Genomic DNA, 13,790 nt, shown 5'->3' on the forward strand with positions numbered 1-13,790 from the left:
TTTTAACCAAATAACCCCGAACGATTATACGTACATGCAAAGAAAGATTCGTATAACTGTTTGGGGTTTATTCATTTTAAGAAAAAAGGTTTGGGCTGATCACCCGCAGACTGAATACACTTCGCTTTCCATGGTGCGAGCGCCAAGCCACTTCGGCTTCGTCTGTACGCATTATATATTTTGTTATGTCCCAGCTTCTTTCTTAGTTTAATTGCTTAGCAGCAGCTAAAGGCTCTAAAATAAATGTATTGATAACTTTAGCAACTCCATCGTTATTATTCGTATCTGTGACAAAATTTGCAAGTTCCTTCACATCATCTGGCGCATTACCCATTGCTACGCCGAGACCTGCAAATTCAATCATTGCAACATCATTATAGCTATCCCCGATGGCAATAACTTCTTCTCTAGTAATGCCAAGCTTTTCGATAAGAAACGCTAGACTTGTCCCTTTTGTAACTCCTAATTCAGTAAACTCAAGGAAGAATGGCTTGGAGCGCATCACACTTAAATGTTCTGCTAACTCTGCTTGTAATTTAGCTTCTACTACTTTTAAGTGATCCTCTTCTTTTACCATCAATACCTTTACAACAGGAGAAGAAACAGTTTCCTTGAAATCTGCGACTGTTTTTATAGGTAATCCTGTTATTTGTGCTTCGATTTCCGTGAATGGATTATTTTGTTGTGTAATGATTTCATCTTCCATATACGTATGAATCCATACATTTTCTCTTTCGCTTAAATCAAAAAGCTGATGAACGGTTTTTGGAGCAAGTGTGCTGCTAAACAGTTCTTCACCCGTTTTACAATTTATTATCTTCGCTCCATTGAATGAAAGAATAAAACTACCATATTCCGCAAGCTTTAGCTCTTTTGCAGCTTCCTGCATGGCATATGTTGGTCTTCCCGATGCAAGAACTACCTTTACACCATGTTCTTGGGCAAGCATAAGTGCTTTTTTTGTTGCTTCAGAAATTATATGTTCATCTGTTAATAATGTATCATCCATATCTAATACGATCATTTTATAGGCCATTTCTATTTTCCCCTTTCTTAATCTCTATCAAGAATACATGAAAATTTGGAAATAGCCAATATCAAAATAATAACGGAGTTTGCGACAGCAGGATTTCTTGCTGAATTCATAATTTCAATAAAGAAAATCACCAATGATGGGAAGATTTCTTTATTTTATGTTTATAATCCTTAATGATGGGAACTTGTTAAAGTAAGTAGCTTGTTATATTTTTTAAAAGGAATAAATTACCTCAAAAAAGTATTTGAATTATCAGAAAATTACTGCTATACTATAAAAAAGAACAAGGGGTTGATTCGAATGGAAAAGTATTTATTAAATGCACCAAAACAGTCTGTAGGAAATGTTGTTGATTCTTTATTTGCTGAAATGGTCTTAGAAAAAGCCCTTTACGATTTTCGAAAAGTAGAACTAAAAAGACAAATTGATGAAACATTGATCGCTGGTGACAGAGAATTATTTTATCGCTTAACGGAAGAGTTAAATCAATTAACTACTTAATAACCATAGTAAAATTATAATAATAATCATAACCGCTATCCTAAAAGGTTAGACCTTACTATATTTCATCTAAGAAATTTAGTGAGGTCTTTACCTGTGAAAAAGGATAGCTTTTTATTTGGAATTGATAATAAGTTGTATAATATAGAAACTGCCGATAAACATAAGTTTATCGGCAGTTTCTGGGATACTTAAATGTATCCTACGTATTGAGGCAATAAACTACGCTCCACATAGCGTAATAACGTTCATTGACTTATTCAATATAGCTCATCGCTTGATTAATATAACATAGTTACTTGAAGTTTAGCAAGCTTTTTCTTTGAAGTTAACATGATAATATCGCAGGGGAAGTCTCTATATCACGACTCTTTATATATATAATTTCTTTATAAAAATTGTTAACAAGAAAATGCCAAAATGCGGATAGAAACGTTTCTACTTTACACGAAAGGATAATTCTATGTATGATTACTGCATATACTTAAAGTCTAATCTATTTAGTCTAAGATTACAGGCAGCAAACTAGACAAAAACAGTCAATAGAAAAACTGGGAGGAAGTTTATGCAACTATTTAAAACAAGGGAAGAAGTCGCAATTTTTGAAAAGTGGAATTTAGGCGATATATATGAATCAGAAGAAGAGTGGGAAAAGGATTTAGAAGCGGTAAAGGAAAAAATTGATGGGCTTAAAGCATTCAATGGAAAAATTACCAATGGAGCTAACTTATTAACTTACCTATCTTTATCGGAGGAAGTTAGTTTTATTTATCGAAAAGTTTACGCATACGGAATGCTGCTGTTAGATTTAGACACGCGTAATACCCATGCACAAAGCCTTATTGAAAAAACACGTTATGTCGGCCAAAAATATAGCAGTGCCACATCCTTTTTTATGCCCTATTTATTATCGTTAGATGAAAAAGAACTAAAAGCATACATAAAAGAAGAAGAGGGATTAGCTTATTTCGAAAAGGATTTATTGGAATCCTTTCGCTATAAAAAACATGTTTTAAGCAAGGAAAAAGAAGAAATCTTATCAGAACTCGGGGAATCATTAGCTGTTCCTAGCAATGTTTTCGGGATGATCAACAATGCGGATATAACCTTTGGAGAAGTAACAAATGACAATGGAGAAAAGGTTGAATTAACAAGGGGAATGTATGCGAAACGAATCGAAAATGAAGATAGAGAAGTAAGAAAAGAAGCTTATCTAGCGTATTATAAGCCCTATATTGGTCTAAAAAATACGATAGCTGCTACTTTTAGTGCAGCAATAAAAAATAATGTAAAAACGGCAAAGCTAAGAAATTATCCTTCAGCCTTGGAAAAAAGCTTATTCGGTGATCAAGTTCCTGTTGAAGTGTACAATAATTTAATTCGTACAACTAGAAAAAACTTACCTTATTTGGATGACTATATGAATTTTCGTAAAGAGCGACTGCAGATTGAAGAGCTCCATGCCTATGATTTAAGTGTGCCACTAGTTGGAGAAGCAGCAAAAGAAGAAATCAGCTACGATAAAGCGTTCCAAATAATGCTTGATGCCTTACAGCCGTTAGGGGAAGACTATATTTCTGTATTAAAAAGCTTTAAAGAGAAGCGTTACTTAGATGTGCGGGAAACACCAGGAAAACGATCAGGTGCATATAATTTAGGTTTATACGGTGTGCACCCATATATTCTTCTTAACCATCGAGACGATTTAGATAGTCTATTTACTTTAGCTCATGAATGTGGGCATGGTATGCATTCTTATTTTAGTAGCAAGCATCAGCCGCAAATAAGTGCAGGATATAGCATTTTTGTAGCAGAAGTGGCTTCTACGGTTAATGAAGTTTTGCTAATTAGGCATTTATTAAAAATAGAAAAAGATCCAGATAAAAGAGAGCATTTACTACATCATTTTATCGATAGCTTTAAAGGAACATTTTTTACTCAAGTAATGTTTAGTGAATTCGAAAAAACTGTCCATGAGCAAGCTGAGAATGGATTGCCGCTTTCCTTGGATTTTTTCAATACAACCTATGAGGAATTATTTAAAGCATACAATGGGAGTGATTTAGTAGTAGATGAGCAAGTGAAGTATGGCTGGTCGAGGATCCCTCATTTTTATCGACCATTTTATGTATATAAGTATGCGACCGGATTTGCTTCTGCTATTAATATTGCAGACAAACTTTTAGAAGGAAAGAAAGAGGACGTAGAAAACTATTTAAACTTTTTAAAAAGTGGAAGTTCTGATTACCCTCTTGAACTGCTTAAGAAAACAGGCGTCGATTTGACTACACCAGAACCAATTGATCATGCACTTACTATTTTCCATTCTTTAGTGAAGGAAGTTTTAGGAAAATAAAAAACGGGTGAAAAGAAGGGTCAAAATTTTTTTTAAAAGATTTGACCCTTCTTGTTGCTTTTATTACTGGTATTTTTCTAATATAGTAAAAAAGTCGATGATAAATCTGCGAAAGGTTTGAACAGATGGAGGAGATTCCCGATTGCTTGGGACGATAATACCAACCGTTCGGCTAATAATGGGGTCTTCAATTGGAATTTTCACTGTAAACTTTGGAACATTGTCATAGAAAGTACTTTCTGGTAAAAGTGTCACACCCATTCCTGCAGAAACTAATCCTTTTATCGCATCTAAATCCTCGCCTTCTGCATTTATATTTGGTAAAAACCCTTCTTGTTTACACGCATCAAAAGCGATTTTTTGCAATATATACCCTTCTGGAAATAAAACAAATTGATCATTACGCAAATCACGTAATCTAAGTGCTCTTCTTTCACTTAACACATGGTTACTTGGCAATAAGGCAAAGATTTTTTCTGTAAACAGAATGTTTCCCGTTAATAAAAAGTCGTCTGTTGGAACAGGACCTAAGAAGGCTAAATCTAAATCTCTGTTTTTTACTCCTTCGGTTAAAAAATGATAAGAGCCCTGCCTCAAGTGAAATTTTACATGCGGGTGTTTTTCTTTAAAGGCAGAAATAACGGTTGGCAGCAAATGACTAGCAAGACTAGTTGGAAAGCCTATTTTAATGGAACCTCTTTCGGGATCCAAATAGGCATTTACTTGTTCAATAGCTTGATCAACCGACTTAATGATGGAAAGAGAATGGGTTAAAAAAATTTTTCCAATCGAAGTTAATTTTACGTTTCTACCTTCTCGTTCGAATAATTGAACGCCTAATTCATCTTCTAAATTTGCAATTTGGCGACTAACAGCAGATTGAGCAACATGAAGATGTTCAGCAGCCTCTGAAACATGTTCCCTTTCCGCTACCTCAATAAAGTATTTTAATTGTCTAAGTTCCATTTTAACGACCTTCTTTTTTATTAATTATGATGGTTAGTTGCACTTATGGGATCTTTACGGGAGAGCTTCAACACTCATCGATTTTCCTTTGTTTGAGCGGGCTTACTCTCCATCAAGAGTAGGATAAAATTAAACTAAATCCTGCTGTGTTTAAACAGTCTCACCTAACAAACTTTCAAGGCATAAGTAAACACAAAAAAATACCTTAAGCCTTAGTTAGTGCCATTGTAGCAGAACTTGGTTCACTTAGTTGACTAGTTTGTATGGTTTTTGTCTCAGTGCCTGCACTTTTTATCATCTAATTTTTAGATTAGTTCTATCTAAATGATATATTGTACATATGAATTTGTATAGTATAATTAAATTATCTGAATTGAAAAAGTTGTTAGAAAATCTGACAGGGGTGGTTGAAATGACGTACAACCAAATGGAAAAAGCACAGGGCTTATATAGACCGGAATTTGAACATGATGCATGTGGAATCGGACTGTACGCTCATATAAAAGGGGAAGCGACACATGACATTGTAAAAAAAGGTTTAAGTATGCTTTGTAAATTGGATCATCGTGGCGGGCAAGGAAGTGATCCATTAACTGGAGATGGGGCTGGCTTAATGGTGCAAATACCTGATGCCTTTTTTCGAAAAGAGTTAGAAAATATTGCTCTTCCAGAGAGCGGCAAATATGCTGTTGGTATGATCTTTTTTTCCAAAGAAGATCCTAATAGAGACTTAATTGAATCAAAAATTAACGAATATATTGCAGAAGTTGGCCAAGAACTTTTAGGATGGAGAACTGTACCTACAGATTTCAGAAAAATCGGAAAAGTCGCACAGAAAAGCTGTCCGGTTGTTCGCCAAGTATTCATTCAATCAAATCAAGCAAACAAAGATAAATTAGCTTTTGAACGGAAACTATATATTATCCGCAAATTAGCGGAAAATTGGGGTAGAACGGAAGGAAAAGAATTTTACTTTGCAAGTTTATCTTCCAGCACGATTGTTTATAAAGGATTATTAACATCTGATCAAGTAGAAAGCTTTTACTTAGATGTGCAAGATCCAACTTTTGTATCTGCTTTTGCGATTGTCCACTCTCGCTTTAGTACCAATACATTTCCTAGCTGGGAAAGAGCGCATCCCAATCGATATTTAATTCATAACGGTGAGATTAATACATTACGGGGAAACTTTAACTGGATGAAAGCAAGAGAGCAGCAATTTGTGTCAGAAGTTTTTGGAGAGGATTTACAAAGGGTTCTGCCAATTTTGGATGCTAACGGAAGTGATTCTTCTGTATTTGATAATGCATTAGAATTCTTTATCTTATCGGGACGCACACCTGCTCATGCAGCAATGATGATGATTCCAGAGCCTTGGACAGAAAATCCGCATATAACAAAGGGAAAAAGAGATTTTTATGAGTATCACAGTAGCTTAATGGAACCTTGGGATGGTCCAATGGCCATTACATTCACAGATGGAAAACAAATCGGTGCTATTCTTGACCGTAATGGCTTACGTCCGGCGAGATATTATGTAACGAAAGATGACTATATCGTATTTTCTTCAGAAGTTGGAGTTGTACCAGTCGAAGAAGAAAATGTCCTTTATAAAGAGCGTTTAAGTCCAGGGAAAATGCTATTAATTGATCTTGAAGAAGGACGTATTGTTTCTGATGAGGAATTGAAAAATACGATTGCTTCCGAGCATCCATACGCTGATTGGTTAGAAGAAGTCATTCGATTAGAGGAAACAAAAGAAGAAAAAGCAGAAACATTCGCTGATTTACTTGCAAGACAAAAAGCTTTTGGCTATACGTATGAAGATGTCCAAAAGAATTTGCTTCCAGTTGTTTTAGAGGGAAAAGACCCAATTGGCTCAATGGGCAATGATACACCACTAGCCGTGTTATCTAATAAGCCACAATCCTTATTTAACTATTTTAAACAGCTATTTGCGCAAGTTACTAACCCGCCGATTGATGCGATTCGGGAACACTTAGTTACATCAACGCTTTCTTGGTTAGGAGCCGAAGGTGATTTATTACATCCTGATGCAAGTAATTGTTATCGAATCCAATTAAAAACACCTATTTTATCAAATAGTAATGTAGAGCAATTACGAGCCAATACGTCTTCAAAATTCACGGCAAGAACTCTAGATGCCTTGTTTACAGATAACTTAGAAAGTAGTTTAAATCTTCTCGTAGAAAAAGCAGAAGAAGCAATTGCACAAGGTGTATCTTTGCTTATCCTATCAGACCGAACAATGAACAAGGAAGAAAAAGCGATTCCGGTTTTACTTGCTGTAAGTGCATTGCATCAAGACTTAATTAAAAAAGGACTTCGTACGAAAGCAAGTATTATTGTAGAGTCTGGAGAAGTAAGGGAAGTTCATCATTTTGCAAGTTTAATTGGTTTCGGTGCAGATGCGATTAATCCATATTTAGTGTATGCGACCTACAATCAAGCTATAGAAGATGGGATTCTATCCCTTTCATATGAAGAAACGGTAGCAAGATATAATACAGTGATTACAGAAGGTGTCGTAAAAGTAATGTCGAAAATGGGTATATCTACTGTACAAAGCTATCGAGGAGCACAAATTTTTGAAGCTGTTGGCATCGGTAAAGAAGTAATTGATCGATACTTTACAGGCACTGTATCACAGCTTGGTGGTATTGGTTTAAATACTATTGCAGAAGAGGCATCGAAAAGGCATCAATTAGGCTATCAAGAATCGATTGATGAAACGCTAGATTCCGGCAGTGACTTTCAATGGAGAAAAGGCGGGGAACATCATGCCTTTAATCCGAAAACCATTCATACTTTACAATGGGCATGTCGAAAAGGGGATTACTCATTATTCAAACAATTCTCTGAAGCAGCCAACGAAGAAAGCATGAGTTTTTTACGAAATTTATTAGCTTTTAATGCTACTAGACAGCCGATTGATATTAATGAAGTGGAATCAGTCGAATCCATTGTAAAACGATTCAAGACTGGTGCAATGTCTTTCGGATCGTTAAGTAAGGAAGCACATGAAACATTAGCAATTGCGATGAACAGATTAGGCGCAAGTAGTAACAGTGGAGAAGGTGGAGAAGATCCATCCCGCTATATGATAGATGAAAATGGTGACAACAGAAGAAGTAATATTAAGCAGATTGCTTCGGGACGATTCGGTGTAAAAAGTCATTATTTAATTAACGCCAAAGAATTGCAAATTAAAATGGCGCAAGGTGCAAAACCAGGTGAAGGCGGGCAATTACCAGGTAATAAAGTATATCCGTGGGTTGCAGAGGTCCGTGGTTCCACACCAGGTGTAGGATTAATTTCCCCTCCGCCGCATCATGATATTTATTCGATCGAGGATTTGGCTCAACTAATTCATGATTTGAAAAATGCCAATAGAGATGCACGTATTTCCGTTAAATTAGTTTCAAAAGGCGGTATTGGTACGATTGCTGCTGGCGTTGCAAAAGGGGCAGCAGACGTAATCGTCGTAAGTGGATATGACGGGGGAACAGGAGCATCACCTAAAACAAGTATTAAACATACGGGTCTTCCATGGGAATTAGGTTTAGCAGAAGCGCATCAAACACTTATGCTAAATGGTTTACGAAATCGTGTTGTTTTGGAAACTGATGGTAAGCTCATGACAGGGAAAGACGTTGTGCTTGCAGCTCTTATGGGAGCAGAAGAATTTGGCTTTGCAACAGCTCCGCTAATTGTTATGGGATGTGTGATGATGCGTGCTTGTCACTTAGATACATGTCCAGTAGGTATCGCAACACAAAATCCAGAATTACGCTATAAATTTGCTGGCGATCCAGATCATATCGTTAACTTCATGCGTTTTGTCGCTGAAGAAGTACGTGAGCTGATGGCACAATTAGGATTCCGCACAGTGGAAGAAATGGTTGGTAGAACAGATGTACTAAAAGTCAGCGAAGAAGCAAAAACACATTGGAAAGCAAAAGATTTAGATTTATCGAAGCTTTTATATCAAGTGGATGGACCTAGAACGTTTGAAACACCACAAAATCATAAAATTGATGAAAGCTTAGATATTCAAAAAATTCTTCCAGCCGTTCAAAAAGCAATCATTAATAAAGAAATGTTGGATTTGCATTATACAATCAGAAATACAAATCGCGTAACAGGCACTATCGTAGGTAGTGAAGTATCGAAGCTATATGGGGAAGAAGGTCTTCCAGAAAATACAATTAATTTACATTTCACCGGTTCAGCAGGCCAAAGCTTTGGTGCTTTTATCCCTAAAGGCATGAGTTTATATTTAACCGGTGATGCAAACGACTATATTGGAAAAGGGTTATCAGGCGGAAGAATTGTCGCAAAAGCACCATCTGTCAATTCCTTTGACGCCAAAGATAATGTCATTATTGGAAATGTGGCTTTTTACGGTGCAACAAGTGGGGAAGCTTTTATTAACGGAAAAGCAGGAGAGCGATTTGCTGTTCGTAACAGTGGGGCGAGTATAGTTGTAGAAGGCATAGGTGACCACGGCTTAGAATATATGACTGGTGGAGAAGTGGTCATATTAGGAGATGTAGGGAAAAACTTTGCAGCTGGTATGTCAGGTGGAGTAGCCTATGTATTATCTAAAGATGCTGAACAATTTAAAGCATTATGCAATAAAGAAATGATTATCTTTGAAAAGTTAGAAGAACGAGCAGAAATAGAGAGAATAAAAGGGCTCCTTGAAAAACATATGGAACTAACAGATAGTTTAGCAGCTCAACAAGTGCTTGCTAATTGGGATAAATACGTACAACAGTTTGTGAAAGTGATTCCGAAAGACTATAAACGAATGATTGCAAATATTCAAAAAGGGTTGGAAGGCGGCCTGTCAGAAGAGGCAGCTGCAATGGAAGCATTTGAGAATAATTCCAAACAAGACAAAAAAAAACAAACAAATAAAATAACCGTATTAGTGCAGTAGAAAGGAGAGAACAGGATGGGGAAAGCAACTGGATTCATCGAATTTAATCGGGAGGAAGCGGAAGAAAGAAATCCGCTTTCCCGCCTAAAAGATTTTAAAAAATATTCTGCTCCTTTCTCTGATGAGGTACTTCAAAGACAAGGAGCACGATGTATGGACTGTGCAACACCATTCTGCCATATTGGGATGGAAATTGCGGGAACTACATCAGGTTGTCCAATCCATAACTTAATTCCTGAGTGGAACGATTTAGTCTATAGAGGGCGATGGAAAGAAGCCTTAGAGAGATTATTAAAAACGAATAACTTTCCTGAGTTTACCGGCAGTGCTTGTCCAGCTCCATGTGAAGGATCTTGTACGGTTGCTATATCTGACCCAGCAGTTGCGATTAAAAATATTGAACGAACTATTATTAATAAAGGGTTTGAAAACGGCTGGATTCAACCGCGTATTCCTGCAAGGAGAACAGGAAAGAAAGTTGCAATCATTGGATCAGGACCAGCCGGGCTTGCAAGTGCAGATCAATTAAATCAAGCAGGGCATTCTGTAACAGTATATGAAAGAGCGGATAGACCTGGCGGATTATTAATGTATGGCATACCGAATATGAAAATCGAGAAAAAAGAAGTAGAGCGAAGAGTGAAGTTACTAACACAAGAGGGTATTGATTTTATTACCAATACAGAGGTAGGAAAAGACATAACAGCTTCACAGTTAAGAGAAAAGTATGATGCAGTCATTCTATGTACTGGCGCTCAAAAACAAAGGGATTTAGTGATGGAAGGCAGAGATGCAGAGGGTGTTCACTTTGCAATGGACTATTTATCTGGCGTTACGAAAAGTTTATTAGATTCTAATTTTCAAGACAAAAACTTCATCGATGCTGCTGGAAAAGATGTTATTGTTATTGGCGGTGGTGATACAGGTGCTGATTGTGTAGCGACTGCCCTTCGTCAAAACTGCAAAAGCGTTGTTCAATTTGGTAAACATCCAAAGCTAGGCGTTGTGCGAACAAGTGAGAATATGTGGCCAGCTGCCCCAAATATTTTCACCTTAGATTATGCGTATGAAGAAGCTGAACAAAAATTTGGCGAAGATCCAAGACAGTATGGCATTCAAACGAAAAAGCTGGTAAAAGACGAAGATGGAAGATTAAAAGAATTACACACAGTTTCGATGGAAAAAGTAAAGCAAGAAGACGGAACGTTTATATTTAAAGAGATTCCAGGTACGGAAAAAATTTGGCCAGCACAATTAGTTTTTATCGCAATCGGCTTTGAAGGACCAGAACAACCTGTATTAAAGCATTTTGGTCTAGAAACATCGAACCGCAAAGTTGCTGCAGTATACGGTGATTTTACAACAAATATTGAAGGTGTTTTTGCAGCTGGAGATGCACGAAGAGGCCAAAGTTTGATTGTGTGGGCAATTAACGAAGGAAGAGAAGTTGCTAGAAAAGTAGATGAATACTTAATGGGAGCTTCCATTTTACCTACTGTAAATGCATAAAAATACAAAAAGATGTGATGGACGATAGATCACATCTTTTTGTATACTCTCCCATATCACAACCTATTCAAAATATTATAAAAATTTAAAAACTAAACAAATTAATTAAAGAAAACACTTTTCACTTAAAAGGCAAGTAAATTCGCATATTTAGGTGTTTTTTATTATCATTTGAATCAATTTCATAAATTAAATCCTTAGAGCCACAAGCTATCAAATGTACGAAAAAAGGAGTACCTCCCCAAAATGTCGAAATAAGTAAGCACCACACAAACTTATAAGACTGGAGGAAGACTCCCTATGACTATTATACGACAAGGAAGCCTATTTGACCTACAAGAATTATATAATTTAGAACCTACCCAACGTTTTGAAGCTATTTTTTCTTCTATTGATATAGACCCAATCTTCGCTGTGGTAACGAAGAAATCACGTTTTGGAAGACCCGTTAAGTTGAACTATGCAGCGATGATTTATTCACTCGTTGCTAGAATCACAGAGCGTATTTCATTTATTAAAGATTTAGTGAAAAGATTACAGAATGACATGATTTTTCGCCTTGATTGTGGCTTTTTAGTGTCAGATACTATTCCGTCAGAAGCAGCTTATTCCAGAATGGTCACAATCCTCAGTGAATCGAATGTACTTGAAAAAGTCCAAGGAACCTTGCTTCATCAAGCGATTTCAGAAGGTTTTATTTCCGATGACACAGTAGCCATTGACGCTACACACTTTCTCGCAAAAGATGGAGCACCACCAAAGGAAGAACAACCGAAAAGTGAACCGAAAAAGCGTGGGCGTAAATCAAAAGAAGAATATGAAAAATGGCTCATTGAAAAGGCGGAACTGGAAGCCAATCTGCCTCTTTTTGATAAAAAAATCGAAGATCAGTTAGACATTCCTTTAGCCGACCTTCGAGCTGAAATTCCTCAAGATCCACAGTGGGGTGTGAAAAAAAACAGTGAAGGAAAAAACGTTTTTTGGTATGGATTTAAAGCTCATTTGGCTGTTGGAACATCCAGTCAATATATTCTTCAATCCCTTCTTTCTTCGGCCAACTTGAATGACGGAAAGGCTGCGATTCCTTTATTAAAAGGAATTCATGAACGAATATCGCTTTCTTCTTTACTCTATGAAACAATGGACGCTGGTTACGATTTTGAAGCCGTTTATACGCAAATACATCGAATGGGTCATCGAGCTGTGATTGCTTATAATAAACGCAATGAACCAGAACCAATTGGTTTTGATAAGCATTTCGCTCCTACTTGTGTCCGTGAACATTCCTATCGCTATGATAGCTTTGAAGTAAAATATGAAACACTAAAATACACACGTCCAAACGAATGTAAAGACTGTCCACTAGCCAATGATGCTCTATGTCAAAAGGTGTATAAAGTAAAAATCACTACAGATTTAAGAAAATTTACAGCGCCAGCACGTGGATCTCAAACATGGAAAAAAATCTTCAAAAGACGCACGGCGGTAGAACGTGTGAATGCTTATCTTAAGGGATATTTCCAATTAAACAATGTTCGTTATCGTACAGGAAAAAAGGCTAAAGTCCATTTTGACCTCGTTACGTTAGTTTATAATGCTTCAAAATTAGCTGCAGACCGTCTTAATCAAATGTTAAATCAACAACAAGTTGCTTAATCAAAGTAAAAAAATTAAAAGGAATTAAATTCTGCAAGTTTTTGATTTTTTAAAAGTTGGACTTATGAAATTGACTCATTTTATAAAAAATATAATATAATAGGAAAAATACTTTTTTAATCGGTTTAATAGGGGTAGGAGAAAGCAAATAAGAAAATAAATTCTCTCTTGTAGGGAGGTTTTTATAAAGAAAGGAAGTGTCGGAGATGAGAGATGTTAAGCTTATTGATATTTATAACCATCATATTGCCCAAAAATATATTACCCGATCAGGTTTAGCTCATGCTCTGGCAGTTGCTTATCATGCTTTTGAAATGGCAAAAGAATCAAATGTCGATGTCGATAATGCAGCTAAAGCCGGATTTTTACATGACATGGGTCATTACACCTGGTATAAAGATGGAAAATGGGATTATAAATTATATAGACAAAATGACATTCATCCAATTAAGGGTGCGGAAAGAGCGCATAAATTATTAATTCGTTTAGGAGAAAATCCTGTAAAAGCAAAAGAAATAGCGTTAGCGGTCCTTTTTCATACAGATAGTTTTATTCCAGGAGGATCGGTCACTCTATCACCACTGCAAAAAATAGTCAAATTAGCTGATGAGAAGGACGAGGAGCCTGGTGGCCATCATCACTATCGTAAGATAACAAAAGAACGCGCATTAAAAAGTTTAGAACGGTTAGATACAAAAATCGATGAATATATAGAAAAACAAATGGAAGAAAAAAATTAAGCAAGAAGGAGAGAACTGGATTTTCCTGTTTCTATCCTTCTTTTCTTTTAAGTGCTATAA

At 36.3% G+C, this 13,790-nt stretch carries 8 protein-coding genes; 6 read left to right on the plus strand and 2 right to left on the minus strand.

Annotated elements, in window-relative coordinates:
• Window positions 1-202: 202 nt before the first annotated feature.
• The gene (locus tag HHU08_RS12465; RefSeq protein WP_016203811.1) at window positions 203-1,036 is read right to left on the minus strand and encodes a Cof-type HAD-IIB family hydrolase; all 834 of its coding nucleotides are present in this window, start codon (window positions 1,034-1,036) and stop codon (window positions 203-205) included.
• 300 nt (window positions 1,037-1,336) lie between these two features.
• On the opposite strand from HHU08_RS12465, the gene HHU08_RS12470 reads away from it, so the two are divergent.
• Window positions 1,337-1,537: an IDEAL domain-containing protein gene (locus HHU08_RS12470; RefSeq protein ID WP_169188590.1), complete on the plus strand. Its 201-nt coding sequence runs from the start codon at window positions 1,337-1,339 to the stop codon at window positions 1,535-1,537.
• Between the two features lie 565 nt (window positions 1,538-2,102).
• Window positions 2,103-3,893, plus strand: coding sequence for an oligoendopeptidase F (gene pepF / locus HHU08_RS12475; RefSeq protein WP_016203813.1), 1,791 nt, complete (start codon window positions 2,103-2,105; stop codon window positions 3,891-3,893).
• A 63-nt stretch (window positions 3,894-3,956) separates the two neighbouring features.
• Here pepF and HHU08_RS12480 read toward each other — a convergent pair whose 3' ends face one another.
• A complete protein-coding gene (locus tag HHU08_RS12480) occupies window positions 3,957-4,859 on the minus strand; it encodes a LysR family transcriptional regulator (RefSeq protein WP_016203814.1) in 903 nt (300 codons plus the stop codon).
• 412 nt (window positions 4,860-5,271) lie between these two features.
• Between HHU08_RS12480 and gltB the strand changes: the two genes are divergently transcribed.
• The 4 genes from gltB to HHU08_RS12500 all read left to right on the plus strand — a co-directional run bounded on the left by gltB (window position 5,272) and on the right by HHU08_RS12500 (window position 13,730).
• Entirely contained in the window at window positions 5,272-9,825 is a 4,554-nt protein-coding gene (gene gltB / locus HHU08_RS12485) for a glutamate synthase large subunit (RefSeq protein ID WP_169188591.1), read from the plus strand.
• A 15-nt stretch (window positions 9,826-9,840) separates the two neighbouring features.
• Window positions 9,841-11,334 (plus strand): glutamate synthase small subunit, encoded by a 1,494-nt coding sequence (gene gltD / locus HHU08_RS12490; RefSeq protein ID WP_016203816.1) that lies wholly within the window; start codon window positions 9,841-9,843, stop codon window positions 11,332-11,334.
• A 300-nt stretch (window positions 11,335-11,634) separates the two neighbouring features.
• A complete protein-coding gene (locus tag HHU08_RS12495; protein ID WP_169187604.1) occupies window positions 11,635-12,990 on the plus strand; it encodes a transposase in 1,356 nt (451 codons plus the stop codon).
• 206 nt (window positions 12,991-13,196) lie between these two features.
• On the plus strand, window positions 13,197-13,730 hold the full coding sequence (locus HHU08_RS12500) for an HD domain-containing protein (protein ID WP_101731166.1): 534 nt from the start codon (window positions 13,197-13,199) through the stop codon (window positions 13,728-13,730).
• The last annotated feature ends 60 nt before the right edge of the window (window positions 13,731-13,790 follow it).

It is taken from the genome of Niallia alba, from assembly GCF_012933555.1.
Lineage (GTDB): Bacteria > Bacillota > Bacilli > Bacillales > Cytobacillaceae > Niallia > Niallia alba.